We start from the raw sequence: 25,821 nt of genomic DNA, 5'->3' as shown, positions 1-25,821 counted from the left end.
CGCTCTTGTAAAAGGATCCTTTATGTCAAAGAAAGTGTATTGTATTGCGCAGTTTTTGCCTAAACCCGGCAAAGCGGAACAGTTATTTAAGGTGCTGCAAAGCTTAGAGCCTAACAGCAACCGTGAAGACGGTTGTTTGCAGTACATTGTAACCCGGCAAATTGCCAGCCCGTTTGCCGAAGGTAAAAGCTTTCCAATCGCCTTTAATGAAATATGGGCCGACATAGAGAGTTTTGAAGCGCACTGCCAACGCGCTGAAATAAAGCACTTTTTCGACACCTATTGCTTAGCCGAAGATGGCCTGGCGCAAGACTGGAATGTGTGTGTTTACAGTGACGAACCGGCTAACTTCGATGCGCCTAAGCTAGGCTGATTGTTAAAATTTACAAAAAGCCTTGAAATGCAGGGCTTTTTTTTACCGCCGTATCCGACTTATCTCTAGCCAGTTATTGCAGTTTACCTGCTTTTACGCCACTTTATGTCTATCTAATACGCAGAGAGTTTTACGATGAAAACCATAGGCCTGATAGGTGGTATGAGCTGGGAGTCGACGGTGCCTTATTACCGACAGCTTAACGAAGCGGTAAAACGGCAACTGGGCGGGCTGCATTCGGCTAAATGTATTTTATATAGCGTTGATTTTCATGACATAGAGCGCTTACAGCAGGCCGGCGATTGGGATGCTGCCGGTGAATTGCTGGCCAATGCAGCACGCTCACTTGAGGCCGCTGGCGCAGATTGCATTGTGCTTTGTACAAATACTATGCATAAAGTAGCCGCGCAGATTGAGGCCTCGGTGACTATTCCGCTATTACATATCGCCGATGCTACGGCCACTGCGATAAAGCAAGCGGGTTGCAACCGGGTGGGGCTGCTGGGTACTAAATTTACCATGGAGCAGCCGTTTTACCGTGAACGACTAAGTGAGCATCATGGCATAGAGGTTGTTTTGCCCAACGAGGCGGAGCGAGATAGCTTGCATCAGATTATTTATCAGGAATTGTGTCAGGGTATTATTAACCCGGAGTCGAAGCAGGCCCTGCGCAAGATGATGGCTGGCCTTGGCTGGCAAGGGGTGGATGGCATCATTCTTGGGTGTACTGAAATTGGTTTATTGGTGGGCAAAGCTGATGCTGCCGTGCCGTTATTTGATACCAGCTTAATTCACGCTAATGCAGCAGCCGATTTTGCGCTACAGGACTAATACGGTGCTGCGTGTTTTTTTGGCTGTCACTATTGATGGTTAAGGAAGCTACCGCGTAAATGAATAGTGGAGAAAGCATATGGATGCCTTGCTAATCATTTTGTTAGTAACGCTAGGTGCCGGTTTTGCGATGCCATTAGGGGCCGTTATAGCCGCTGTTGAAAATATTCACTCAGATTGGCTGGAGCAAGAATTTCGCCACAGTGTGCTGGCGTTTGGTGCAGGCGCATTATTGTCTGCCGTTGCATTAGTACTGGTGCCGGAAGGGATCAAGCACCAAAGTGCAAACAGCGCGGCATTGTGGTTCATCGCGGGTGGCTTTGGTTTTATGTTGCTGGATATTGTGCTGCAAAAGGCGAATACACCCGCTAGTCAGTTAGCGGCGATGCTGGCAGATTTTATCCCCGAATCTATCGCATTGGGGGCGACGTTTAGTGCCAATCCCCAAATGGCGCTGTTGCTGGCGGGTATTATTGCACTACAAAACCTGCCTGAAGGCTTTAATGCTTATCGTGAATTACGCAACCGGTTTACCTCTGGCCCACGGTTAATTGGTAGTTTTGCGCTAATGGCCTTGTTGGGGCCAGCCGCTGGCCTTGCTGGCTATTTATGGCTGCATGATGCGGTTGAAATTGTCAGTGCCATTATGTTGTTTGCCGCCGGTGGTATACTTTATGCCGTGTTTCAGGATATGGCGCCAAACGTTAAACTTGAGCGCCATTGGGGGCCGCCAATGGGCACCGTGCTGGGGTTTGTCTTGGGCATGGTTGGTTTTATGCTGGCGCACTAATAATGCTTTTGCGGCACATATTGGTAGAAAACGGACTATGAAAAATGGGGTGTTAGGGTGGCAAAGCACGCAGAAATTGTATTGATATACGACAAAGATTGTCCTGCCTGCAATGCGTATTGTCAGATAGTGCGTGTGCGGCAGAGCCTTGGCGAGCTTAAGTTGGTTAACGCCCGTGAAGACAGTGACATTATGCAGCACATTACCGCACAGGGTTTAGATATTGACCAGGGAATGGTGCTAAAACTGGATGAAAACTGGTATTACGGCAGTGATGCGGTATATATGCTTTCACTACTTAGTAGCCGCAGCGGTATATTTAACCGGTTAAATTACCATTTATTTAAATCACAGCGGGTTGCTAAGTGGCTTTATCCGGTGTTACGCAGCTGCCGTAACTTACTGCTAAAGCTGATGAGAAAGCGCAAAATTAATAATCTTGGGGTGAGTAACAATGACCGCTTTTAATACTATGGAAGTTAAATGGATCTAACGTATCTGGAATATGCCGCAAACGGCTTTTACTTGTTAGCGGTGTTTTTGGCGGCGCGCAATAGCATTCATACGTGGTGGTTAGGCATTATTGGCTGCATATTATTTGCCGGTTTGTTTTATCAGGTTCAGCTGTATGCTGAAGTATTGCTAATGCTGTTTTTTACTGCAACCAATCTGATTGGATGGTACCAATGGGGCCGTGCCAGTGGTACTAAACACGTTAGCCAAACGCCTATAAAAAGGCTGGCAGGATATAGTGCGCTGGCACTCTTTGTTACCGTGCTATACGGCTATATGCTGCATCGGTTAACGGACGCCTATGCGCCGTTTATTGACTCGGCCATTTTAATGTTCAGTGTTATTGCGCAGTTTTTGCTGATGAACCGTAAACTGGAAACCTGGTGGTTCTGGCTTGTGGTCAATACGCTGGCAGTGCCGTTGTACTTTTCACGTGACTTGCAGCTTACGGCTATCGTCTACATTGGGTTTTGGTTTAATGCCTGGTATGGCTTATATATGTGGCGCAAGCTTAGCCGCAGAGCGGAAATTGACGGGGAAGTACAGCGTGGTAATTGAAAAATGCCAGTGCTGATACCACCCGTTTAGCATGACGCATAATGCTATTTGCTCACGTCAACACAGCAGCCATCCATGGCCTTCATCGGTTTAATAACAGCAAGCTGGTGATATTTAGCTGTGGTTAAAAAACACTGTGCTTGTTATGCCGAAAAGATAAGTTTATCGGTTAACTTTTTCGGTAGCTGCTTTAAGTCTGACGCATTGCTGCTAACAATAACGATATTCGCCTTTGCCATCGCCAGTGTTAACCCCTGATACTGATCATCTGCGAAATGTTCGCTATAGGAAAGCTCGGCGTCTTTGGGCACGACAAAAATAGTGGCATAGCCGCTGTCCGTTTTAACCGCCAGATGTAATGACCGTACGCCCTGAAACGTGCAATACCGGGCGTATATAATTTCGTCCTGCCAATCTTGTAAGCTGGCGCTGAAATCGGCTAGTTTCAGGTTTACGTCTGCCAATGGCTGTGCGCTGGTGTGGCTGAGCATAAAATTTTCTTCGTGGTACACATGTGCTAGTGCATGGCTGCCAAGATCAGTGGCAAAACTCTCCTGGTACAGTTGTATCCCCAGTACCGATACCAATGCGATGCTAGCGGCCATTGCTAAGGGGGCAAACCAGCGTCGGTGTGATTTTGGCTGCTGTTCAGGCAGTTGCAGTAATCGCTCTGCCAGCATTGGGGGTATCGGCACCTGCAATGCATCTTCTAACTCGCGCTCTTGTTGTTGCAACTCTGCAGCAAACTGTTGTAAATCGGCATCTTGTGCTAAGGCGGCTAACACATCAGGGTGCGTGCTAAACGGATTGGCTAGCAAGATACGCTGTAGTTCTAAATTATCCATTGCTGGGCTCCCCTTGCGCTGAAAGACTGTCACGTAACATCTTACGAGCGCGAAACAGTCGGGTATTGACGGTATTCACATTTAACTGCAGTAAGTTGGCTATCTCGTCGCTGCTGAACCCTCCCAAGGCCTGCAGCACTATAGGTTCGCGGTACTCTTGCGGTAACATGGCTATGCGTTTACGCAGCAAGTCATTGTCGCAATGTTGTTCAGCACTGCTTTGAGTGACATCAACCAGACTGTCTTGCTCCGTTACGTCGTCGTAGTCAAATTGTTTACGTTCAAACCGCCTTGCATTCTCTCGCCGCAAAATGGTTATCAGCCAGGCTTTTGCTGCACCAGGGTCTAACAAACTGTCCAGACTTTTCCAGGCGCGCAAAAAGGTGTCTTGTACTAAGTCTTGAGCGATATCCGGGTCTTTGCATAACCAGTAGGCATAGCGATACAGATCTGCATGATAATGTTGCACTAACTTTTCATAGCGGTGAGTTTTGCTATCACTGAGCTTGAACAGCGCCGTTACATTAGCTGACGCAGCGTTAGCTTGTGTCACGAGTTTTACTAAGGGCTCACTCATAGAGGATAATTCGTTTGCAGCTGAGTTAGTTGCCAGCCTAGCGCTATTTTGCGTAGTAGGCAAAAAATGAATGTTATTCATGCTTGTGCCTTGCCGGCTTGCAAGCGGCCAATAAAGTGATCGAGACTGGTATAGCGTCCACCACCACTAAAAAACAGGCTGAATAACATAACAAAGTAGGTTGCAGCGAATTCAATGCCATTGTTCAATATGACGAATTGTCCGTTTTTAGTCAGCCAATCGTAGTGACCATGCTCTTGTAACAAACCTCTGGCTGCGCTAAGTTGTTGTGCCGAATCAATAACCTGCTGGTTTGCCAGCCAACTACTACTGTCGGCAATGGCGAGCCAACCATTGGGCCAGTGTACGGCAAAAATAGCGACTAACATGGTTACCATTAGTGGTAGGGTGGCTATACGAGTTAATAGGCCAAACAACAATAGTAAGGCGCCAACCATTTCAGCAGCAATAGCTAAAGCGGCCATTAATGCTGGCATAGGTAAACCAAGCCCCCAGTCGTCGTTGGCAAACCAGGCTACGGTATTGTCAAAATGTTGGTATTTATTCCAGCCGGCCTGCAGTAACACTGGAGCCAGATATAGCCGCAGCAACAATGGGGCTAAGCCCGACAAATATTGGCTTTGCGCTATCGCGCGTTGATAATAATAAAAAACAGCCTGCATGGGTACTTACTCAAATAATGCTTTACTGAGGTATAAGAACGGCAGGGCAGCGAGAATATTTCAGCACAGTAGCAATTTACTGTGCGGGGGAATGGGTTAGTGCACGCGGTACAAACGGCAAAAAAAATCAATAACAGCATCTGCATCTAAGGTGGTAAAACGCACTTTGCGCTTGGCAACGATGGCCTCACCCAACGTTTTTAACGTGTGTTCCAGCGGCATACCAAAAGGTCGCTCCAATTCATGATCGGCAAACAAAAAGTTAAGTGCGGCGCTGGCGTAAGATTTACCCGGTGTTAATGCCACCAATTCCAGTTCCTGTAAGCGTACGCCCAGGTTGCGAATTTTCTCTAAGCGGTAAGTCTCGTTCATTGCGGGCTCCATGTTTTCTTTGCCTTGGTAAACACCGTATCGACTGCGGCAATGATTTCTTTAGCCAAACAATAAAAATGACCAGCACAGTAAGGCCGCTTTTTGCTAGTATAGCGGGCATAACAGCTGGTTAAGCTAAGGTAATACATGACCCATCACGCACACACTCTGGCCCTGACCGTTCAGCAACTCAGTCCACAATTGGACAGCAAACTGATTAAGCAAGCGCTGGAGGTAAAACAACTTATCCCGGCGTTTATAGGCCAGGACAGGGCAAAATCTGCACTGGCGTTCGCCATTGGTATGGACATGCCGGGTTACAACCTCTATGTAATGGGGGAGCCCGCACTAGGCCGTTTTACCCTGGTGCAAGATGTTCTGCAGCAAGCGGCCAGTGAAAAAGCTACACCGGAAGAATGGTGTTATCTGAATAACTTTGATGATGAGCGTGTGCCCAACACGCTACGTTTGTTGCCGGGTGAAGGCAAGGTGCTGGTAAAGAAAATCGAGGGACTGATTGACGAGTTACTGGATACCTTTCCGGCGGCGTTTGACAACCCGGGTTATCAGCGTAAGAAAAAAGCCATAGCTCGCGCGTTTGACGACAAATACGAACACGCCATTGAGCTGGTGGAGAAAAAAGCACTGGAAAAAGACGTTGTACTGTATGAAGACAACGGCGCAGTGAGTTTTTCTCCCATTATTGATGGTAAGCCGCTGGATGATCAGGAGTTTTCAAAAATAACTGACGAGCAACGCCAGTACTTTTATGGCTTAGTCAGCGAGCTGGAAACGATTTTAAACGAGCAGCTACTTGAGCTGCCGCAGTGGAAGCGTGAGTTGTCGGAAAGTTTACGAACCTTGCGCAAAGACACTATAGAGCAAGCCATAAAGCCATTGTTAAAACAGCTGGAGCATGACTACGCGGCAGAGCTTGGCGTACAGCGTTATGTCCGCGAAATGCGCAGCCACCTGATAAAAGCGGTGCTGGAACTGTTACCGGACGAGTCAGAAGGTGAAAAGCAGGAAGAGGCTGACAATCGCGAAATTTTTATCGAAGAATTTGTCCCTAATGTGTTAGTTCATTATGAAAGCATGTCTGGTGCGCCCATCATTTTTGAACCTAACCCCAGCTATGGCAACTTGTTTGGCCGGGTGGAATACAATTCATCAAGTGGTGCGTTATACACCAATTACCGCATGATACGCCCCGGTGCACTACACCGGGCCAATGGTGGTTATTTAATTCTGGATGCGGACAGGTTATTAACTCAGCCTGCACTTTGGGATGCGCTTAAGCTGGCACTGAAATCGGGTGAGCTGCTTATTGATACCTTGTCTGAACACTCGGTAACCAACTCTACCATTATTACCCCCAAAGCTATTCCGTTGAACGTAAAGGTGGTGTTGCTGGGATCGCGTGATTTGTATTACCTGATCCAGGACGTAGATGATGAGTTTAACGAACTGTTTCGCGTGCTGGCGGATTTTGAACATTACCTGCCATATACACCGCAAACAGTGAGTTATATGGCAATGCAAATTAAAGAACAAATGCGCTTGCTTGATATTGAAGCGCTTAGCGCCCCTGGTTTAAAACAATTACTACTATTTAGTTTTCGCCAGGCAGAGCATCAGCGTAAATTGTCAGCCCGTTTTGCTGATGTGCTCGAATTGGTGCGCGAAGCGTGTTATTACGCCGGACAGCAAAGTAGCTCTTTGTTGGGAGCCGAACATATTCAACAAGCATTAAAAGGCAAGCAGCATCGAACCGGTCGCATCAGCGAAGGTTTTCTGGAAGATATTCAGGAAGGCCAAATTTTAATTGATACCGAGGGTTTAGCCGTCGGTAAAATTAATGGCTTAACGGTACTGGAAATTGGTGATACGGCTTTTGGTACACCGGCGCACATTAGCGCGACCGTATTTGCTGGCTCTAGCGGCGTTATTGATATAGAACGTGAAGTCGAATTGGGTAAAGCCATTCACTCCAAAGGGGTGTTGCTGTTAACCGGTTATTTAGGCGCAAAATATGCGCGCGAGTTTCCTCTGACGTTATCAGCCAATATTGCGATGGAGCAAAGCTATGGTCATATTGATGGCGATAGCGCGTCCTTAGCCGAAGTGTGTGCGTTAATTTCAGCCATTACCGATATTCCGATAAAGCAAAGCCTGGCGGTTACCGGTTCTATTAACCAACATGGGCAGGTACAAGCTATTGGCGGCGTTAACGAAAAGATTGAAGGCTATTTTCGCTTGTGCCAAAGCCGCGGCTTAACCGGTGAGCAAGGCGTTATTATCCCTGTAAGTAACCAATTGAATTTAGTGCTTAATGACGAGGTTATTCATGCCGTTAAGCTTAAGAAGTTTCATGTATACGCGGTAAAAACAGTCGATGAGGCATTAACCTTACTGACAGACGTGGATGCCGGTACGAAAAATAGCCGTGGTCAGTATCCGAAAAAATCAGTGAATGGTCGTGCGATGACGCGGCTAGCGCAGATTGCAGAAATTGTTAACGGCGCGGTAGAGGAAGAATAACGATCTCACATCGTTATGTGGCTTTTGGGTAAGTTGCAATTAAAGCGCCGCAAAGGCCGGGTGATATACAACCTGGCCGTTTTTTTTATGCAGAGCCTGCGGTTGTAACGGTAGCAACATAAAGGTGTTGTCGGGCACTTGCCATGGACTGCTTAAATTAAACATGCTGGCAGGAACAAAACCAAACCGGGGATAGTAAGCCGGATGTCCTAATACGACGACAGCGGCAATACCTTGCTGGCGACATAATTCTAAACCCGCCCTTACCAAGGCTGAGCCAATGCCTTGTTGCTGCAACACACTACTTACCGCCATCGGGGCTAATGCCATTAGTTTTGTGTTTGTTTCGTTATCTAAGGTGGCAGGTGAAAACAAAATATGACCAATAACACGGCCATGTTGCTCAGCTACCAGCGAAATACATTCTGCACACTGCTGGCGCAAGGTGTTGATTAATTGTACTTCGGTATCGTTATTAAATGCCGCCTGCGTAAGACTGGCAATAGCCTTAATATCAGCAGGGGTTTCAAAGCGCACTGTGGTGTCATAACCCAATGCATGCCAGGTACTGTTGCGGCGGCGCTGCAACGTGCGGCTGATGTTGTGTAGTAAGGTCATTACTGTCGTCAGCTAAGCAAAGCGTACTGTTAGTTTACCCGACTGAGCTATAGGGACAAGTTAAAAGTTAACAATTAATCTTATTTGCGTGCGACATAATGTCGGTAGGTTCGTTGCAAAAGCAGCGGCAATAATATCAGACTGCACAGCAACCACAGCGGGTAGTTACCTGCTCGGGAATATAGTGTGTTGCCATGGGTTAAACGTAGCGTATCTTTTAGTACGGTTTCGCTAAATTGGGCAGCGCGGGCACTGATGTTGCCACTGGCATCAATTGTTGCGGTAATGCCGTTATTAGTTGCTCGGATCAGGGGCCGGCCAAACTCGATGGCGCGCATTTGCGCAATCTGCAAATGTTGATGTGGCCCTATACTGTCGCCAAACCAGCCGTCATTGCTTACGGTGAGTAATACTTGTGTGTCTGGTGTCATGTTGGCCGCAATTTGCGCCGGAAACGCAATTTCAAAGCAAATGGCCGGCAGTATGTTATAGCCATTGGCGACTAAATTTGGCTGAACATAGCCGCCGCGGGTGAACGAGCTCATTGGCAAATCAAAGATAGGCGCTAAGTTTCGTAACCAGTTTTCAAAGGGAACAAACTCGCCAATCGGCAGTAAGTGATGTTTACTATAGCGGTTGGCATGCCCATGAAAATAATCAGCGTCGGTAGAGTCGGCGTTACGTTTTCCCAGTACGATTAAATTATTCCAGGCTTCACGGCTTTTAAAGTTGTAATCCAAAATGCCACTGATCACTGCGGTATCCGCATACAACGCTGCCCGGTTCAGGTTGTCGAGGTAATCCTGTGCCAGGGGTTCCATTTTGGGAATTGCCGCTTCCGGCCAGATAACCAGGTCGGTATCAAAATGCGGCCGGGTAAGATCCATATACTTCACCATGGTTGGCCATTCTTGCTCCGGTGCCCAGCGCAATTCTTGTTTGATATTGCCTTGTACCAGCAGTACGGACAGCGAGTTATCACTGTACTGCCAGCCTTTAACCTGGTTTAAAAAAGGACTAATGGCAAAAACAGCACCCGCAATAAGTAGGTAACTATAACGGCTAATTGCGGCTTGCGGCCGACAAATTTGTGCCAGTGCGGCTGCGGCAAAAACTAATAAAAAGCTGATACCGGTTTCACCGATGAGGGGGGCAAAATCTTTCAGGCCAGCTGAAGTTTGGCTGTAGCCCAAAGATAACCATGGAAACCCCGTCAAAACAACGCTGCGTAACCATTCTGCTAACGTCCAGCTGGCCGCGAATACCAGGGGCATCACAACCGGTAAACGCAGTTTATTGCTTAACCAACTGGCCAACGCCGGGAAGATAGCCAGATAGGCTACCAACAGCGCCATTAAGCCTAAACTGCCGGCTAATGGTAAGCCACCAAACTGATCAATGCTAATGTGTACCCAGCTAATGCCCACACCAAACCAGCCTAAGCCAAAGCTAAAACCCAGTAGCATAGCTTGCTTAGCAGTATTCGCGCGCTGTAGCAGAAACACCAGCAACGCCAGCGTTACCAGCGGTAGCCACCATAGCGTGTAGGGCGCGAAAGCCAGCGTGGTTACCCCACCGGCTAGTATTAGCAGCAGGTGAGGAATAACCGCGTGTAGTTTAGAAACGACAGCAGGCAAAATGGCTAGTTTTCCTCAGGGGTTACGGGCTCTTTTGCACGTATTACTTGTAACTGCACTAAGCGGCGGCTATTGGCTTTGCTTACTTTGAACGTTAAGCCTTCAAGCTCAATGCTTTCGCCTTTAGTTGGCATATGGCCGAAAGCATGCAGCACAATACCGCCAATGGTATCTGCGTCTTCTTCGTCAAAACGGGTGTTAAATGATTCGTTAAACTCGTCCAGTGGCGTTAACGCACTTACCTGAAACACTCGGGACGCCATTTTCTTAATATCGTTTTCTTCTTCATCGTCGTGCTCGTCTTCAATTTCGCCGACAATTTGCTCCAGAATATCTTCGATGGTTACCAGCCCTGATACACCACCATACTCATCTACAACCACCGCCATATGGTAACGTTTTTGCCGGAACTCTTTTAGGAGTGCATCAACCCGTTTGCTTTCTGGAATAATAACCGCAGGGCGCAATAAATCGCGCAGGTGCCAGTCTGTCACATTGGGGTCTAGCGCATATTGCAGCAGGTCTTTTACCAGCAAAATACCTTCAATATGATCTTTATCTTCATTGACGACCGGGTAACGGCTGTGGTTATTTTCCATAAGAATGGGCAGCATGGTGGCAACGTTATCGTCAATATCGATCGTGGCCATCTGTGAGCGAGGTACCATAATGTCACGTGCGCGCATATTGGATACGTCCAGTACACCATGCAACATGCTCTTGGTATCGGCATCAATCAGGCTGCGTACTTCTGCCTCGCTGATGATGTCTTGTAAGTCTGAAATATCTTGTGGTTCTGCATTAAAGATACTGGCGATCCGATCTAACCAGGTTTTACCGGCAGAACCGCGACTAGAGTGTGGATTGTCGTCACTCATAGGTGAACTATTACTCCAAAAAACAAAAAAAACCTACTCGTCATCCAACAAATAGGGGTTAGTAATGCCTAGGTGCTGCAATATGGTAACTTCTTCAGCTTCCATTTGTTCAGCATCGTCGTCATTTATATGGTCAAACCCCAATAAATGCAAGCATCCGTGTATCACCATGTGTGCCCAATGCGCGTTCAGGCTTTTACCTTGCTCTGTCGCTTCTTGCATTACCACCGGAGCACAAATGACTAAATCGCCCAGCAACGGTAGTTCAATACCGGGTGGACATTGAAAAGGAAAGCTTAATACATTGGTGGGCTTATCTTTACCACGATAGTCCAGATTAAGCTGTTGGCTTTCAGTGTTATCAACAATACGTATGGTGACTTCGGCTTCTGTCTGAAACGGTAATATAGCTGCTTCTAACCATTGCTGAAACTGGGTTTCAGCCGGTATTTTGTCTATTGTGCAGGCCAGTTGTAAATCCAAAGTAATGGCCATTAGTCACCTTTGCCAATAGCACTAGCTGCCAGTTTGGCGGCCTCGTGTGCTTCGTAAGCCATAACAATACGTTGAACGATGGGATGGCGTACCACATCTTTGGCGGTGAAGTGATTAAAACTAATTTCTGTAACCTCGCTTAGCACATCTATAGCGTGTTTTAAACCTGAGTACTGACCGCGAGGTAAGTCGACCTGGGTAATATCGCCGGTAATTACCGCTTTAGAACTAAAGCCAATACGGGTTAAGAACATTTTCATTTGTTCTACTGTAGTGTTTTGGCTTTCATCCAAAATAATAAAGGCATCATTCAATGTGCGGCCGCGCATATAGGCCAGCGGTGCAATTTCAATAATACCGCGTTCTAAATACTTTTCGACCTTTTCAAAACCAAGCATCTCGAACAAGGCGTCATAAAGTGGCCTTAAATAAGGGTCAACTTTTTGCGCTAAATCGCCAGGTAAAAAACCCAACTTTTCACCAGCTTCTACCGCCGGGCGGGTCAAAATAATGCGCCGCACTAAGTTGCGTTCAAGGGCGTCAACCGCACAGGCTACCGCTAGGTAAGTTTTACCGGTACCTGCAGGGCCTATGCCAAAACAGACATCATGTTTAAGCACATTACCGACATAGGCCGCCTGGTTTGGGTTGCGTGGTTTAATCAGTCCTTTTTTTGTTTTCAGGCTGAAATCACGGTTATCACTGTCTTGTTGATACTGAATGTCATAGTTTTGACTGATCAATAAATGCACCTGTTCCGGTGTTAATTCGGCCGTAACTGCAGCCGTTGCGTCATAAAGCTGTTGAACTACATCTAGGGCAGCGGCCACATTGTCTTCAGGCCCAGAGATTTTCAACTGATTGTCGCGATGATTAATATCAACCAGTAAACGGCGTTCAATATGTTTCAGGTTATCGTCAAATGGCCCACATAACTGGGTTAGACGCCGGCTATCGGCTTCTTCAAGTATTAACTCTGCGGTGAATAAAGGTGTGCTCAAATGCCTGCCTCAATGCAAAAGGGGGGCAATAATGCCCCCGAATAAGTTAAGGTGTAAAGGTTGCAACACCCATGCTGTCAACAGATGGCTCAGCTTTTTGCCGGGCAAGAATTTGCTGCGGTGCAACTTCGCGACGCAAGCCCATTTCCTGTTCTGTTCTAAGCAGGTCGCCGCGCAGTGAATTACTAAATACATCGGTAATTTTTACATCGACAAACTGGCCTATCATCTCAGGCGTGCCTTCAAAGTTAACAACGCGGTTATTTTCAGTGCGGCCGGTGAGTTCCATAATGTTTTTCTTGGATGGGCCTTCAACTAAAATACGCTGCTCGCTGCCTAACATGCCGCGCGCAATACGTAGGGCTTGCTGGTTAATACGATCTTGCAGGATATATAAGCGCTGTTTTTTTGCGTCTTCGCTAACATCGTCTGGTAAATCAGCTGCCGGGGTACCCGGGCGCGCGCTGTAAATAAAACTAAAGCTCATGTCAAAGTCGATGGCTTGAATCAAATCCATTGTGGCTTGGAAATCAACATCGTCTTCTCCCGGGAAGCCAATGATAAAATCAGACGACATGCTTAAGTTTGGCCGGATACGCTTTAGCTTGCGAATTTGAGCCTTGTATTCCAACGCCGTGTGTCCACGTTTCATCAGGTTAAGAATTCGGTCAGAGCCTGATTGTACCGGTAAATGCAAGTGATCAACCAGCTCAGGCACATCACGGTACACTTCGATGATATCGTCGGTAAATTCAACAGGATGTGACGTGGTATAACGAATGCGGTCTATGCCATCAATAGAGGCAACCAAACGCAATAGCTCTGAAAAATGGCACAAGGTACCGTCAAATTTGTCACCACGATAGGCGTTAACGTTTTGGCCTAATAAGTTAACTTCGCGTACGCCTTGTTCTGCCAGCTGAGCAATTTCAAATAATACATCATCCAGCGGTCGGCTAACTTCTTCACCACGCGTATAGGGTACCACACAGAAGGTGCAGTATTTGGAACAGCCTTCCATAATAGACACAAAAGCGCTTGGACCATCTGCTTTAGGCTCTGGCAAGCGGTCGAACTTTTCAATTTCTGGAAAAGAAACATCAACAACGGGTGACTTTGAGCCTTTTACGGCATTAATCATTTCAGGCAAACGATGCAGCGTTTGTGGGCCAAATACGATATCGACATAAGGTGCTCGCTCACGTATAGCTTTACCTTCTTGCGATGCGACACAGCCGCCCACGCCAATAACCAGCTCAGGGTTCTTCTCTTTCAGCGGACGCCAGCGGCCTAATTGATGGAATACCTTCTCCTGTGCTTTCTCACGAATAGAACAGGTATTTAGCAAAATAACATCTGCTTCTTCTGCGTCTTCAGTCAGTGTATAGCCATGAGTAGCATCCAAAAGGTCTGCCATTTTAGATGAATCGTATTCGTTCATCTGGCAGCCCCAGGTTTTAATGTGCAGCTTTTTGCCCATTGCGCGTTGTTACCTGTATTGTCACTTGGAAAAAAGGAGCGTATTTTAGCCTGTTCACGCTTGTGTTGCCAGCATTGGCTGAAAATGGCTTTTCAGCACTGCAACGACCCTGTTCGTCGAATTATTACAGCAGTCTCTGGCGGGTTGTAATATAGCCAGCATAAAAAATAACCAGTACGCCGCCAAGCCAGGCTAACGTGACAGGTTCTTGCCAAAACAGGTAGCCAAACAGGCCGGCAAAAATAACACTGCTGTATGTCCACATACCTATATCACTGGCGGGTGCCAGAGCATAAGCGCGTGTCATCGCCAGTTGACCTATTGCCGCTAAAATACCCATACCAACAAAAGCTAACCAGACTGAGCCATTCAACGGCTGCCAATAAAAAGGCACTGGAATAGCTGATAAGACAGCGGTTAACAGCGAAAAATAAAATACAATTCGTACTGCAGGTTCAGTATCAGACATATAGCGAATCGTGGTTTTGGTAATGGCAACCAACGCAGCAGATAAAAGCCCTACTAATAAGATGGCATCGGTATTGCCAAAATTAACCGGTAACGCCAGCATAACACCAACAAAACCTAGTAAAATGCCAAATAACGTCAGCCGACTTGGGCGCTCTTTTAACCAAAATCGTGCAATAATCGGTACGATAAAGGGGGATAGCAGTAATACCAGCATACCTTGCGCAAGGGGTAATCGCGCCAGCACATAGAAAAAGCAATACATAGAGATAATACCGGTTAAAGCACGGCTTAAATGCAGGTACCAGCGTTTGGTTTTAAGTAAACTAAAACCGTGTTGATATAAGAAAGGCAGCATTAACAACAAGGCAAAAAAGTTGCGGAAAAACACCACCTGAACTTCAGATGCTGTGCTGCTGGTAAACTTTACAATGGCACCGATACCCGCAAAGCAAGCTTCAGCAAGCAATAAAAGTAGAGCACCTTGCACTAACGGCGATAGCATAGATATCCAGCAGGCGTTGTTTGGCGCCAAGTATAACAGAGCCCAAACAGATAACAGACCGGTGACGTTTGTGAATTACCTCGTAAGGTCAGCCATTTGCCGCAGCCATATTAAAGATTGTCATGTTCGTGCTGTAAAAATGTCAATAGTGCTTCTGCCGGCATAGGTTTAGCAAATAAGAAACCTTGGATAAGATAGCAACCTCGCCGGTTAAAAAATGCCAGCTGTTGTTCAGTTTCAACCCCTTCTGCTACGCAATACATGCCCAGACTGCCGGCCATGCTAAGCATTGCTTCGATAATGGTCTCATCGCTGTTATCTATACCGATGTCTTTAACAAAACTGCGGTCAATTTTAATCCCATCGATTGGCAGTTCTTTTAAATATTTTAATGAGGAATAACCTGTTCCAAAGTCATCCAGTGCCAGTTGTACGCCTAACTTACTTAATGCCAGCATCGTGTCTATTGCACTTTGATGATCTCTCATTAGGGCGCTTTCAGTGACTTCAAAGCGCAAGCAGCTGGCTGGTAGTTCATATTTTTTCAGTAAGGCGCGAGTCTGTTCCGCTAATGCAGGTTGCTCAAGATGTTGCGTTGACAAATTGACCGACAGATAAATTTGGTGGCCATCGTTATGCCACTGTTTTAATGCGCTGAGTGCCCGCTCTAATATTTGCTGCGTCATGTTGATAATTAAGCGTAGTTCTTCTGCCAGCGGGATAAATTCTGCCGGTGAAACCATACCTTCGGCGCTTTGCCAGCGCAGTAATACTTCGGCGCCGACAACTTGTCGGGTCTGACTGTTGATTATGGGTTGGTAATAGTTAATGAACTCATCATTGTGCAAGGCGTTGCGCAAGCGGGTTTCTTTTGCCAGCCGCATATGGGCTTTCTCGTTCATTTCTTCGGTAAAGAACTGGAAGTTATTACGACCCGCTTCTTTCGCGTGGTACATGGCAACGTCAGCATGTTTGAGTAACTCAGTTGCATTTATTGCATCATCCGGATAGACGGCAATACCAATACTGGGTGAAACGCCTACGGTATGAGTAGCTAATTGCATTGGCTCACCCACTACGGTGAGCATTTTTCGGGCGACGTGGCTAATGTTGTCTTCATTTTTATAGCCTTCCAGTAGCACAACAAATTCGTCCCCGCCTAAGCGTGCTACGGTATCGCTGTCACGTAAAGCCTCAGTAAGTCGCCGGGCAACTTCTTTTAGCAATAAGTCGCCGACATCATGACCAAGAGAGTCATTAATTTGTTTAAACCGGTCCAGATCGATAAAACACAATGCCAGGCTGCGTTTGTCTCGCTTGGCTTGATCAATGCCATGGTAAATGCGATCCATGAGCAGTGCCCTGTTCGGCAAACCGGTAAGAGCATCGTAGTTGGCCAGATAGCGAAGTTCGTCTTCTGCCATTTTTTGTGCGGTGATGTCGGTAAACACCAGCACAAAAAAAGTTTGTTGCTGTTGCTCACCAATAGCGCTGATATTGATCAGGGTTGGCCGCTCACGGCCATCAGGTGTTATAACTTGTTCTTCACCTTGCCAATGTTCACCACTTTGCAGTTCACGCAGTAGCTTGGTGTAAAACCGGCGTCGTTTAAGGCTAATACCCAAATGATGCACTCTGGGTTGGTCCAAATACTGCTCTATATTGCCAAAAGCCGTAGTAAAAGATTGATTGGCTGCAATAACACGTTGATGGCTATCTAAAATAACCACCCAGTCGCGCGTTTGTTGGAAGGCTTCACCAAATAAGCGCGCCTTTTCCTGATTCGCCCGGGTTTCAGTAATATTACTGTAAGTACCAATAACTTTAGTGACATTATCAACGTGCACCATGTCCGTAGCTTTTCCGATATCGCGAAACCAAAGCCAATTGCCGTCTTTATGCTGTAAACGATAAGTACAGTCAAAGCCAGATGTTGGCTGTTGCAAAAACCGCTGCCATTGGTTATTGAAGTTTTGCACGTCATCCGGATGAATAAGGCTAATGTGTTGCTGCAGACTAAGTGGATTTAATTGCTCTGAATAACCCAGCATATTGTAAATACGTTTGGCAAATAGTTGATCAGTGCTGGCATTCCACTCCCAGGCACCACTGTTGACCGACGCCAATGCTTGCATCATACGTAGCGCACTTTGTTGTACTTTTTCGTGGGCCGCTGTTATTTCGTCATGTTGACGACGGCGGTACTGATAGAAGCGAAAGGCCGCAAACATTGCCAATAGAAAATAGGCTGCCAGTGCCCAGTTTGACAACCAGGGACTGGGTATTACGTGCAAAAATAAACGGGCAGGCGTACTTTCCAAGCCATTTGTGGGAGATATTGACACCACATTGAAGACATAGTCACCACTTTCCAATTGAGGAAAAGCCACTTTGCTGCTGGTCTGGATGGGATATTGCAATTCTCGCTGGCCTTCAAGCCAAAAGCGATATTGCATTTTGTGCGCGTCACGAAAATTCATACTGCTGAAATTTAACGTTATACCCAAATCCTGATATGACAAGGTGATATGACGCTCATTTAAGTTGCCGTTAAGTGCCGAGAGTTCGCCAGCTTGAACACTGATACCCGTAATCATGGCAGTAGGGCGCTCATGTTCTGTTGTTAAGTCTGAAGGCGTAACCAGCGTAACGCCACGCATACTACCGAAGGCCAAACGACCATCAGGCAACTTTGCCGACGCTGTGCCATTGTATTCGTAAGTCGGTAAGCCATCGGCTTTACTAAAATGTTCAATTTGCAGTGTGTCAGGGTTCAACCGGGAAATACCAATGTGTGATGAAAACCAAATGTTCCCTTCTGCATCTGTTTGTAAGGCATACGCATCGTCGGATAATAAAGCATTACTGCTATCAAAATGATGCTGCAATGTTAGGCTTTCACGGTCAAAAGCGAAGAGACCCAGGCCATAGCAACCAATCCACAGCACGCCATTTCGATCAATGACCAACCCATCGGCTTGGCGGTTAAGTTCGGGTTTAAATTGCGGATGCTGATAAAACATACGAGCTTGTTTTCGCTCAGTGTCATACAGCCAGAGTTGATCAGCTGCTGATAGTAACAGTTGCCCGTTTGCTGAAACCTCACCAATAAAGCCACCAAACAGGCTAGCGGAAAATACCCCGTCTAGCTCCGGCAACGCTGTGAGGTCAGCCTTTTTAGGCGTATAAATGAAAAACGCATTATTCGCATAGAGGTAAAATTGCTCGTCGGTGCGATAGATAAAACTTGTTTGCTCAGCCAATATCCTCGCAGCTTTATCATCGTTAGCCGGTGGCATTGTCAGGGTGTTGGTGATGTAATCAAAATAACGCAGCCCCAGTGCAGACAATAGCCATAGCTTTCCGGGCGCGTCAGGATAAATTTGATATATGGTACCGCCGTGAAAAATCGCTTTCGTATCTGGGTTTACCAGATACTGCTGCACGTTGTTTGTGGTTAAATCAACCTGATTTAACCCGTTGTTAGTGCCAATCCAAAGCGTGTTACTCTCTTGTACGGCAAGACTAAACACTTTCTCATTGCTTAGACCTGAAGCAACGGCATAGCTGCGGGTTATATTGCTAAACGCATTGCCACGGGGATGCCAATAAAAGGCGCCATCATCTCGAGACCCAAGCCAATAACCGCCGTATTTGTCGGCGACAAAATCAATAATATTGTTGTCAAAAAGATCCAAATCACTATCTGTAAAGCGAATAACGTTTGTAAGTGATTTATCCGCTATCGACAAGCTAAACAAACCTTGTTCTGTCGCCACTAATGCTTGTTCGTTCTGCCACAGCAGTTGCCAGATGTTTTGGCGAGCAATATGCTGCAGAGGGGTATAAGTAACGTCGTGCTCTAAGTACGCTTCAATATCAGCAAGGCCAATACTGTATAAGCCCTCTACTGTACCAATCCAAAGCCGGTTATGCTTAAATTTCAGCTGTTTAACATGCTGCTGATCTTCAATTTTACTCTTTTCTGAAGTCGACATTGAGGCTGTAAGATGTGGCAACCTTGTCGCTTCTTTTGATGCGGTATCAAAGTGATATAGGCCATTAAAAGCAGCAATAAATATATGTCCATTAACCACTGCGGCAGTGCGTAGCCATCCATTTTCTATACCCTGCTCAGATAAACTAAAAATACGCTCCGGTACTGCGGTATCCAATGGTAATCGATATAGAGCATCGTCCATAACAAACAGCAGGGTGTTAGTATCATATTCCAATACGGCAGCAATATTATGCGGCACCGGTAGTTCTGAATTTGGCTCTGTGGGCATCGGCATAAACAATTCAAATAGCGCTTTATCCTGATTAAAGCGATAAATACCGGCATGGTGAGACGATGCCCAGATTTTACCACTAGAGTCTTGCAATAAACTGGAGAAAGACAGCGCCTTGAGCTGATAACCCTGTGCTGTGATGTGGGTTACTGAAGTACTGTCGTAGCGGTTAACGCCACCATCGGTTGCCAGCCATAAAAAGCCCTCTTTATCGAGCAATAAATCGCGGATAGAACCTTGCGATAAGCCTTGATCCGGAGTCAGCGGCCGCAACAGGGGTGATGCTACCGCAGAGCTTAGCGTTAACAGTAAACTAAAGGCAAAGTAGCACAAAAGGTGCGGCAAAAAATTCACTCGTACTCCCTTAGGGTAGCGTTGTTAAAGTTATAGTTGCTACATCTATCATAAGTGGAAAACATATAACGAGAAGGCTTAACTTGTCCAGTGTTGCGCTCCGTAACCTTGATGCAGATATCAGTTAGTCTGCAGCCACACTAGCTGTAGCAAGCTGGTTGTCATAATGAGCACATATAAATATAGATGAACAAAGTGCAACCGTTTGATAATACGCGCTATATCCGTTGGTTTGGGATCTGTGCCTTGCAGCATTTTACTGCGCTGCAGTTTGTGTTCATTGTAAAATACCGGGCCACCGATATTACGTTGAACTGCCACACTGGCACAGCATAGCAGCCAATACGAACCGGAGCTAAGATTCATTTTAGGCTGACGGCATTGTCTGTAGCATTGCAATATACCGTGCTGAAATGCCAGCAAGCTTACGCTTATTAGTTTTGGTATAAAACTGGTCAGGTTTGCTAATAGCGCGACCGTTACACCAAAATAGCGATGTGCCGAGCGCTTTATATTCCATTGTTGGTGCATCTCTATGAGCAGACGATAACCGATAGCCGCAAGGCCACCACCGATTAAAAACCAGCAGCAGACCGCAATTAATTGACTGGCTGAACGCAACGTCAGGCTTTCTATCAAGGCTTTACTTAATCCCATTTCGCTTAGGGAGGCTGTACGGCGACACAATAGCTGCTTGGCTTGTTCTCGTGCCAGAGTTAACTGGCCCGCTTGTAACTGGCGCTGAATTGCCATCGCTTGTTGCTGCTGAGTGTGCCAGTCCAGGCTGCAATACAGCAGCAAGGCATCCAGCACTAAAGGCAGCTCGGAAAACCAATACAGGCTATACAATAATGCCATAATGGGCAGCCAGATAACCAATATGGCAAGTGCACCGGAAATCATCAATTGCTGCCGTGATCTGGAAGGGTCCGGGTTGACCTTTTTACCTAATTGCTGTGCCAACAAGCGAAACAGCGTCAGGGGATGATAAAGCGGCGGCAGAGGCAGCAACCTTGCAACCACAACAACCAGCACCACTAACGCTGGGTAAGCTGACAGGCCTTCGGGCCAGCTTAGGTTATAGAACAACGGCGTTTAACCGACGCAGTAATTCAAGCACCATGGCTGAGCTGTGCTTAGAGGCGACTTCAAGGTATGCCTCAAAAGATTGCGGCGACTCTTTACCGGCAATATCGCTTAGGCTGCGGATCACGACAAACGGCATTTGCAGCATATGGCAAACTTGGGCAATGGCTGCACCTTCCATTTCAACGGCAAGCATGGTGGGAAACTGCTGCCGTATTATGGCTATCCGGCTTGGATCGCAAATAAAGCTGTCACCGGTTGCAATTAATCCTTTCTTGGTTTTACAAAAGCCTAATGCGGCGATGCTTTGTTCTGCTGCGATAACTAAGCTTGGGTGCGCTATATAGGCTGCCGGCATTTGCGGTACCTGGCCTATCTCATAACCAAAGGCGGTAACATCGACATCATGGTGGCGAACTTCTGTACCTATGACGACATCACCCACATTGAGCTCTGGGTCGAAGCCGCCAGCTGAACCGGTATTGATCACCGCTTCAGGTTTAAAATGTTGAATAAGTAACGCGGTGGCCAGTGCTGATGCGACTTTGCCAATACCAGATTGCACCAGCACCACGTTGACACCTGATAAGGTGCCACAGTAAAAGGTATAACTACCTAGTTCAGTGGTGGTGACATCGCTGATTTGCTGGCGTAACAACGCCACTTCTGGCTCCATTGCGCCGATAATACCAATAAGTTGCATGCTGCAGTCTCTATTATTCCAAAGCAGCTAGTATAAAACGCCATGACAGTAAAATCCCGTTTTTCATGGCGTTGTCTGTTACTTATTGTGTCAGCGTGATTTTTTGTGCTGCGCCTGCAGCGGTAAGTTTACCCTGTTGATAATCGTTTATAGCCTGTTCAATTTCAGCCATGGTGTTCATAACGAACGGACCATATTGCGCGATAGGTTCACCTATCGGCATTGCCGCCAATAATAGCAGCTGACAATCTTGCTCTGCCTGAATAGTTAATTCATCACCAAGGGTTAACACGCCAGCATGATGTTGCGGTATTTTGCGCGATCCAGAGTCATCTTTAACGTTAATGTTGCCAACATAAGGATATAAAAACGCATTGTAGGCACTTGGTAATTGCAGCGTAATAGTTTGGCCGCTGCGTAGGTGCAAGTCATAGTATTGTGGGTCAGTTGTTAAGCCTGTAATAGGGCCGCTTTGCTGTAAATCAGCAAGATGCAAAGTGCCTGCAATCACTTTTGCTTTGCCTTGGCCTATAGCAATTTGCGGTATTTGTTCTGGCAATATATCCACATAGGCTGCGGGCTTCATTTTTTCTTTTGCCGGCAGGTTTAGCCACAACTGAAAACCTTGCATTACACCGGCTTCTTGTTGCGGCATTTCCGAGTGAATAATGCCATGACCTGCTGTCATCCATTGTACTCCGCCACTTTTTAAGTGGCCTTGATTGCCCAAATGGTCCTGATGCAGCATATGGCCGTCTAGCATATAGGTTACCGTTTCAAAGCCTCGGTGAGGGTGAGGGGGAAAGCCTTTTATATAATCGCCGGGTTGATCAGAGCCAAAGAAATCAAGCATCAGGAATGGATCCAGCCGGGTTTGTGGATTTTGCCCCAGGCTACGTTTAATTTTTACCCCTGCGCCATCTGATGCGGCAGCCGATGGGATCAATCGTTGTAAGGTACGTGCGCTCATATTGGCCTCCATAATATTTGTCTTATTAAACATCAGTAAAATTGAAATGAAAATGGCATAATTTGCCTTAAAACTTTCTATTAAAACGAATGTTAGGGGCAATGCACAGTTCAGCCGGTGTTAATTCGCAGACGCTAAACTGGCGACACTTAAATAAAGTGCCACCACACTAGGTTGTATGTTGGATAACACGGAGTAACAACATGAAAAAGTCATTGTTTTTAGCGGGAATTATAACTGCAGTGTTTGCTGCAGGCGCACAGGCCAATATTAAATGGGATTATGTCGGCGCAGGGTACACTGACGCTGCGGGCGATGGTCCTTATATAGAGGGCTCTTATCGTCTTGACGGCCGCTGGGTAGTAGGTGGTACATACAGCCGTTTATCTAGTGGTCCGTTTGACGTAAATGTGGTGCAAGCCGGCGTTAACTATTTAACGGGGTTCAAGTTAGATTTTTCACCGACAACTCAGACCTATATTCTAGTGGGTATTGATAATGTGTCAGGCGACGCTGATGAAACCGGCGGTTATGGCGGTGTTGGTGTTCGTCACCCATTAACACCTCAGGTTGAGTTGTACTCAGAAGCGACTTATCACTCCATAGGTGATGATCATGGCAGTTTTACCGGTGGTATTGCCTTTTTCCTCAGTCCTGACTGGGCGATAAGAAGCAACATTGCTTTAAATAGCGGTGATACCAAAAATGAATTCCGTTTTGGTGTGTCATATCAGTTTTAATTAAGTTAACGCTAAAACACGAACAGCGCCTACAGGCGCTGTTCGTGTTTTAGCAGCCAGGCTTTTTTCTCCAGCCCTCCGGCATACCCGGTTAAGGTGCCATTGGCGCCAATAACCCGATGACACGGCACTACAATAGCAATAGGGTTGCGGCCATTTGCACTACCAACAGCACGTACAGCGTTGTTATTGCCAATACGTCTGGCGATATCGGCATAACTGCAAGTCATTCCAAAGGGCACTTCACATAATGCTTGCCAAACGTGTTGCTGAAACAGTGTTCCGCTTGCAGCCAGAGGTAACGTAAAATGCTGCAGCGTTCCGGCAAAGTAAGCTTGCAATTGTGTTGCCGCTAACTCGGTAAAGCGTGACGGGGTACTATGTTCAGTTGCACTGCTGAACATGATTTCAGTTATGCCATCGGCATTGGCAGTTATTTTGATGTGTCCCAGCGGGCTGCTAATAAACTGGCAATACATATTTTATGCTCCCAAACTAAACCATAATTGAAACGTGGCATAACTGCGCCAGGGCGCTAATGCACTGATATCATTGCTGACACCCGCTTTTGCCAGCGCTTTTTTCACACCTAAATCACCGCCTAGCCAGATATCGCTATCCGACAAACCACGTAGCCTGGCATAGCTTACTGTCCAAGGACCAATACCCTTAATCGGCAGCCACTGTTCAGGTGCGGCATCTGGGTTTTCCATTACAAATTGCGCCAGTGCTCTCAACGTTTCACGCCGCGCTTGAGGGACTTTAATCATTTGCAAATCACTTTGTACTACAGATTGCGGTGTTGGAAACAACCGCCGGTCAGCCGGCTGTGGTTGGCCTAATGCCTGTATTAGCCGGTTGAGCTGTGTTCTGGCACCGGCCACGCTAACTTGTTGTCCTAACACAGCACGGACACCTGCTTCCCAGCTGTCCCAAACACCAGGAATACGTAGTCCCGGTATAATGCCATTGCTAAACAAAGTATGGCGACTTAGTTGCTGCTCAATTTGCAGCATGTTGGCATCTAAATCCAGCAAACGACGTATTTGATTAATTAACTTGAACAAGCCTTGTTTGCCGTTCCAATGTACTTCCAGGCGCAAACTATTGTGCTGTCCCGGTGATATTTCAAACCAGCCGGGCTGCTGTAAAAATGTAAATGTCCGGCCATAACATTGCCCGTTAACACTATCAATGCCATCAAGTGTGCGGTCTCGCCAGAAATCCAGCATCTGTTGCCACGCGAGTGGCGGGCGGTAACTAAGCGATAATTGCAACGTATTGGGCGTTGTTTTGTTGGCGCGGCGAATTGTCAGTGGGCTCAGTTTGAGCTGTTGTTTGAAAGCATCGTTAAAACGGCGAACGCTATTAAAACCCGCCTGAAATGCAATGCTGCTAATTGGCATCACAGTCTCGTGTAATAATTTTTTGGCAAATAATACCTGCTGTGCCAAAGCATACTGTTTTGGTGATAGGCCAAGCTGTTGCTGAAATAGCTTGCGTAAATACCGTTCACTGATACCAAGTCGACTGGCAAGTTCACTTTGGTTTTGTTGTTGCAGACAGCCGTCGTCAATAAGTCGTAGCGCTCGTTGTAAGGTAGTATTAGTACCTTGCCAGGCCGCTGAACCCGGCGCGCTGTCTGGCCTACAACGTAAACAAGGGCGATATCCTGCGGCGCTGGCCGCAGCCGCTGAAGGGTAATATGTTACCTGCTGCTCAGCCGGAGCGCGTGCTGGGCAAATCGGGCGACAATAAATACCAGTGCTTTTTACAGCAGTGTAAAACAGGCCATCAAAACGGGCATCGCGTGCCAGCCGTGCTTGATGGCAGGTATCGGCGTTGATCACGTTATGCTCCATAAGTTAGGTGTTGCCTGATTATATCAGGCACGTTGGAATGAATTAGCCAGATCCGGCACTGAATAAAAAATATGTTGTGCGCCGACATTTGGCTTATTGCCTTATGATACCGCCCAGGCTTAGTATCTGCGTATTACGCGAGTCCTTAAAAAGGAATGGGGCAGGGGGAACTATGTTAGAACATTTTTTTATTCAATTAAGTACTGAACCGGAAACCATTAGTTTTGAGCAAAGTATTTCATTGATTGATGCGTTATATGATTTTACGCCGACAGCGTTTAAAAATGGTGAGCTATACAGCAGTGCGGGTGAAAATAATGGCTCCTGCAAAATACTGGCATTTGGTTTGTTGCATCAGTTGTCTGCGCCACAAACCTTGTTTTTGTTTGGCGATTATTATCGTGCAGTATTAGATAGCCCTAAGGGTACTGATCATCAAAATATTCGTAATTTCATCAGAAGCGGCTGGGATGGTGTTGAGTTTGAGCAAATCGCACTGAGCGCTAAATCTATTTAAAACAACCTGTCCAGTGCGTCGTCAGCGCATGCTGGATGCTGCTTATCTTGCGCCGCTTTGCTCAGTCACGCCCCTGTGGTATTTTGATGCCAGCTAATTTCAGATAATAATCATCATTATTCAGGTCTCCCT

25 protein-coding genes are annotated in these 25,821 nt (G+C 46.6%); 8 read left to right on the top strand and 17 right to left on the bottom strand.

What is annotated here, in order from left to right; translation table 11 throughout:
• Window positions 1–22 precede the first annotated feature (22 nt).
• The 5 genes from ORJ00_RS03645 (at window position 23) to pnuC (ending at window position 3,065) form a co-directional block, all read left to right on the top strand.
• Complete coding sequence (locus ORJ00_RS03645) at window positions 23–373, top strand: putative quinol monooxygenase (RefSeq protein ID WP_027669761.1); 351 nt, start codon at window positions 23–25, stop codon at window positions 371–373.
• 135 nt (window positions 374–508) lie between these two features.
• A complete protein-coding gene (locus ORJ00_RS03640) occupies window positions 509–1,204 on the top strand; it encodes an aspartate/glutamate racemase family protein (protein WP_027669762.1) in 696 nt (231 codons plus the stop codon).
• Window positions 1,205–1,283: 79 nt separating this feature from the next.
• Window positions 1,284–1,994, top strand: coding sequence for a ZIP family metal transporter (locus ORJ00_RS03635; protein WP_306139020.1), 711 nt, complete (start codon window positions 1,284–1,286; stop codon window positions 1,992–1,994).
• Window positions 1,995–2,051: 57 nt separating this feature from the next.
• Window positions 2,052–2,462 carry a DCC1-like thiol-disulfide oxidoreductase family protein gene (locus ORJ00_RS03630; RefSeq protein ID WP_037053475.1) on the top strand — a complete coding sequence of 137 codons (411 nt, stop codon included), beginning with the start codon at window positions 2,052–2,054 and terminating at the stop codon, window positions 2,460–2,462.
• 15 nt (window positions 2,463–2,477) lie between these two features.
• Window positions 2,478–3,065, top strand: coding sequence for a nicotinamide riboside transporter PnuC (gene pnuC / locus ORJ00_RS03625; protein ID WP_306139018.1), 588 nt, complete (start codon window positions 2,478–2,480; stop codon window positions 3,063–3,065).
• Window positions 3,066–3,208: 143 nt separating this feature from the next.
• On the opposite strand, the gene ORJ00_RS03620 is transcribed toward pnuC, so the two are convergent.
• The 4 genes from ORJ00_RS03620 to ORJ00_RS03605 all read right to left on the bottom strand — a co-directional run bounded on the left by ORJ00_RS03620 (window position 3,209) and on the right by ORJ00_RS03605 (window position 5,542).
• A complete protein-coding gene (locus ORJ00_RS03620; protein ID WP_027669766.1) occupies window positions 3,209–3,910 on the bottom strand; it encodes a DUF3379 family protein in 702 nt (233 codons plus the stop codon).
• On the bottom strand, window positions 3,903–4,568 hold the full coding sequence (locus ORJ00_RS03615; RefSeq protein ID WP_306139017.1) for a sigma-70 family RNA polymerase sigma factor: 666 nt from the start codon (window positions 4,566–4,568) through the stop codon (window positions 3,903–3,905). Before ORJ00_RS03615 ends, ORJ00_RS03620 begins: the two co-directional genes overlap by 8 nt.
• Complete coding sequence (locus tag ORJ00_RS03610) at window positions 4,565–5,170, bottom strand: HvfX family Cu-binding RiPP maturation protein (RefSeq protein ID WP_306139015.1); 606 nt, start codon at window positions 5,168–5,170, stop codon at window positions 4,565–4,567. The genes ORJ00_RS03615 and ORJ00_RS03610 overlap by 4 nt, the downstream gene beginning before the upstream one ends.
• A gap of 96 nt (window positions 5,171–5,266) precedes the next feature.
• Window positions 5,267–5,542 carry a hypothetical protein gene (locus ORJ00_RS03605; RefSeq protein WP_027669769.1) on the bottom strand — a complete coding sequence of 92 codons (276 nt, stop codon included), beginning with the start codon at window positions 5,540–5,542 and terminating at the stop codon, window positions 5,267–5,269.
• 147 nt (window positions 5,543–5,689) lie between these two features.
• Between ORJ00_RS03605 and ORJ00_RS03600 the strand changes: the two genes are divergently transcribed.
• On the top strand, window positions 5,690–8,083 hold the full coding sequence (locus tag ORJ00_RS03600; RefSeq protein ID WP_306139013.1) for a Lon protease family protein: 2,394 nt from the start codon (window positions 5,690–5,692) through the stop codon (window positions 8,081–8,083).
• Window positions 8,084–8,122: 39 nt separating this feature from the next.
• On the opposite strand, the gene ORJ00_RS03595 is transcribed toward ORJ00_RS03600, so the two are convergent.
• The 11 genes from ORJ00_RS03595 to ORJ00_RS03545 form a co-directional block, all read right to left on the bottom strand.
• Window positions 8,123–8,701, bottom strand: a complete 579-nt coding sequence (locus tag ORJ00_RS03595) for a GNAT family N-acetyltransferase (protein ID WP_306139010.1) — start codon at window positions 8,699–8,701, stop codon at window positions 8,123–8,125.
• 80 nt (window positions 8,702–8,781) lie between these two features.
• On the bottom strand, window positions 8,782–10,338 hold the full coding sequence (lnt, locus tag ORJ00_RS03590; protein WP_306139008.1) for an apolipoprotein N-acyltransferase: 1,557 nt from the start codon (window positions 10,336–10,338) through the stop codon (window positions 8,782–8,784).
• A gap of 5 nt (window positions 10,339–10,343) precedes the next feature.
• Window positions 10,344–11,216, bottom strand: a complete 873-nt coding sequence (locus ORJ00_RS03585) for a CorC family transporter (protein ID WP_306126130.1) — start codon at window positions 11,214–11,216, stop codon at window positions 10,344–10,346.
• A 33-nt stretch (window positions 11,217–11,249) separates the two neighbouring features.
• Entirely contained in the window at window positions 11,250–11,711 is a 462-nt protein-coding gene (ybeY, locus tag ORJ00_RS03580) for an rRNA maturation RNase YbeY (protein ID WP_305976653.1), read from the bottom strand.
• Window positions 11,711–12,712, bottom strand: a complete 1,002-nt coding sequence (locus ORJ00_RS03575) for a PhoH family protein (protein WP_027669775.1) — start codon at window positions 12,710–12,712, stop codon at window positions 11,711–11,713. Before ORJ00_RS03575 ends, ybeY begins: the two co-directional genes overlap by 1 nt.
• Before the next feature lie 46 nt (window positions 12,713–12,758).
• Complete coding sequence (gene miaB, locus ORJ00_RS03570) at window positions 12,759–14,192, bottom strand: tRNA (N6-isopentenyl adenosine(37)-C2)-methylthiotransferase MiaB (RefSeq protein WP_306139007.1); 1,434 nt, start codon at window positions 14,190–14,192, stop codon at window positions 12,759–12,761.
• A gap of 124 nt (window positions 14,193–14,316) precedes the next feature.
• Window positions 14,317–15,165 carry a DMT family transporter gene (locus ORJ00_RS03565; RefSeq protein WP_306139006.1) on the bottom strand — a complete coding sequence of 283 codons (849 nt, stop codon included), beginning with the start codon at window positions 15,163–15,165 and terminating at the stop codon, window positions 14,317–14,319.
• Window positions 15,166–15,275: 110 nt separating this feature from the next.
• Window positions 15,276–19,811: an EAL domain-containing protein gene (locus ORJ00_RS03560; protein WP_306139005.1), complete on the bottom strand. Its 4,536-nt coding sequence runs from the start codon at window positions 19,809–19,811 to the stop codon at window positions 15,276–15,278.
• A gap of 120 nt (window positions 19,812–19,931) precedes the next feature.
• On the bottom strand, window positions 19,932–20,900 hold the full coding sequence (locus ORJ00_RS03555) for a cobalamin biosynthesis protein CobD/CbiB (RefSeq protein ID WP_306139004.1): 969 nt from the start codon (window positions 20,898–20,900) through the stop codon (window positions 19,932–19,934).
• Window positions 20,890–21,600, bottom strand: a complete 711-nt coding sequence (gene mtnN / locus ORJ00_RS03550) for a 5'-methylthioadenosine/S-adenosylhomocysteine nucleosidase (protein ID WP_027669779.1) — start codon at window positions 21,598–21,600, stop codon at window positions 20,890–20,892. Before mtnN ends, ORJ00_RS03555 begins: the two co-directional genes overlap by 11 nt.
• 82 nt (window positions 21,601–21,682) lie before the next feature.
• Window positions 21,683–22,570, bottom strand: coding sequence for a pirin family protein (locus tag ORJ00_RS03545; protein ID WP_306139002.1), 888 nt, complete (start codon window positions 22,568–22,570; stop codon window positions 21,683–21,685).
• A gap of 203 nt (window positions 22,571–22,773) precedes the next feature.
• On the opposite strand from ORJ00_RS03545, the gene ORJ00_RS03540 reads away from it, so the two are divergent.
• On the top strand, window positions 22,774–23,310 hold the full coding sequence (locus ORJ00_RS03540; protein ID WP_306139001.1) for a putative outer membrane beta-barrel protein: 537 nt from the start codon (window positions 22,774–22,776) through the stop codon (window positions 23,308–23,310).
• Between the two features lie 29 nt (window positions 23,311–23,339).
• Here the strand turns inward: ORJ00_RS03540 and ORJ00_RS03535 are convergent, their stop codons facing one another.
• A complete protein-coding gene (locus ORJ00_RS03535) occupies window positions 23,340–23,789 on the bottom strand; it encodes a methylated-DNA--[protein]-cysteine S-methyltransferase (RefSeq protein ID WP_306138999.1) in 450 nt (149 codons plus the stop codon).
• Between the two features lie 3 nt (window positions 23,790–23,792).
• Entirely contained in the window at window positions 23,793–25,160 is a 1,368-nt protein-coding gene (locus ORJ00_RS03530) for an AlkA N-terminal domain-containing protein (RefSeq protein WP_205623157.1), read from the bottom strand.
• Between the two features lie 184 nt (window positions 25,161–25,344).
• On the opposite strand from ORJ00_RS03530, the gene ORJ00_RS03525 reads away from it, so the two are divergent.
• Complete coding sequence (locus ORJ00_RS03525) at window positions 25,345–25,689, top strand: HopJ type III effector protein (protein ID WP_027669784.1); 345 nt, start codon at window positions 25,345–25,347, stop codon at window positions 25,687–25,689.
• The last annotated feature ends 132 nt before the right edge of the window (window positions 25,690–25,821 follow it).

It is taken from the genome of Rheinheimera baltica, from assembly GCF_030731985.1.
Taxonomy (GTDB): Bacteria; Pseudomonadota; Gammaproteobacteria; order Enterobacterales; family Alteromonadaceae; genus Alishewanella; species Alishewanella baltica.
The sequence above is the reverse complement of the archived record's forward strand: the minus strand, read 5'-3'. Positions and strand labels throughout refer to the sequence as shown.

Bases quoted from the DNA above. Each gene is read 5' to 3' on its own strand.
- ORJ00_RS03645 (WP_027669761.1), top strand. From the start codon at position 23: ATGTCAAAGAAAGTGTATTGTATTGCGCAGTTTTTGCCTAAACCCGGC.
- ORJ00_RS03640 (WP_027669762.1), top strand. From the start codon at position 509: ATGAAAACCATAGGCCTGATAGGTGGTATGAGCTGGGAGTCGACGGTG.
- ORJ00_RS03635 (WP_306139020.1), top strand. From the start codon at position 1,284: ATGGATGCCTTGCTAATCATTTTGTTAGTAACGCTAGGTGCCGGTTTT.
- pnuC (WP_306139018.1), top strand. From the start codon at position 2,478: ATGGATCTAACGTATCTGGAATATGCCGCAAACGGCTTTTACTTGTTA.
- ORJ00_RS03620 (WP_027669766.1), bottom strand. From the start codon at position 3,910: ATGGATAATTTAGAACTACAGCGTATCTTGCTAGCCAATCCGTTTAGC.
- ORJ00_RS03615 (WP_306139017.1), bottom strand. From the start codon at position 4,568: ATGAATAACATTCATTTTTTGCCTACTACGCAAAATAGCGCTAGGCTG.
- ORJ00_RS03610 (WP_306139015.1), bottom strand. From the start codon at position 5,170: ATGCAGGCTGTTTTTTATTATTATCAACGCGCGATAGCGCAAAGCCAA.
- ORJ00_RS03605 (WP_027669769.1), bottom strand. From the start codon at position 5,542: ATGAACGAGACTTACCGCTTAGAGAAAATTCGCAACCTGGGCGTACGC.
- ORJ00_RS03600 (WP_306139013.1), top strand. From the start codon at position 5,690: ATGACCCATCACGCACACACTCTGGCCCTGACCGTTCAGCAACTCAGT.
- ORJ00_RS03595 (WP_306139010.1), bottom strand. From the start codon at position 8,701: ATGACCTTACTACACAACATCAGCCGCACGTTGCAGCGCCGCCGCAAC.
- ORJ00_RS03585 (WP_306126130.1), bottom strand. From the start codon at position 11,216: ATGAGTGACGACAATCCACACTCTAGTCGCGGTTCTGCCGGTAAAACC.
- ybeY (WP_305976653.1), bottom strand. From the start codon at position 11,711: ATGGCCATTACTTTGGATTTACAACTGGCCTGCACAATAGACAAAATA.
- miaB (WP_306139007.1), bottom strand. From the start codon at position 14,192: ATGGGCAAAAAGCTGCACATTAAAACCTGGGGCTGCCAGATGAACGAA.
- ORJ00_RS03565 (WP_306139006.1), bottom strand. From the start codon at position 15,165: ATGCTATCGCCGTTAGTGCAAGGTGCTCTACTTTTATTGCTTGCTGAA.
- mtnN (WP_027669779.1), bottom strand. From the start codon at position 21,600: ATGCAACTTATTGGTATTATCGGCGCAATGGAGCCAGAAGTGGCGTTG.
- ORJ00_RS03545 (WP_306139002.1), bottom strand. From the start codon at position 22,570: ATGAGCGCACGTACCTTACAACGATTGATCCCATCGGCTGCCGCATCA.
- ORJ00_RS03540 (WP_306139001.1), top strand. From the start codon at position 22,774: ATGAAAAAGTCATTGTTTTTAGCGGGAATTATAACTGCAGTGTTTGCT.
- ORJ00_RS03535 (WP_306138999.1), bottom strand. From the start codon at position 23,789: ATGTATTGCCAGTTTATTAGCAGCCCGCTGGGACACATCAAAATAACT.
- ORJ00_RS03525 (WP_027669784.1), top strand. From the start codon at position 25,345: ATGTTAGAACATTTTTTTATTCAATTAAGTACTGAACCGGAAACCATT.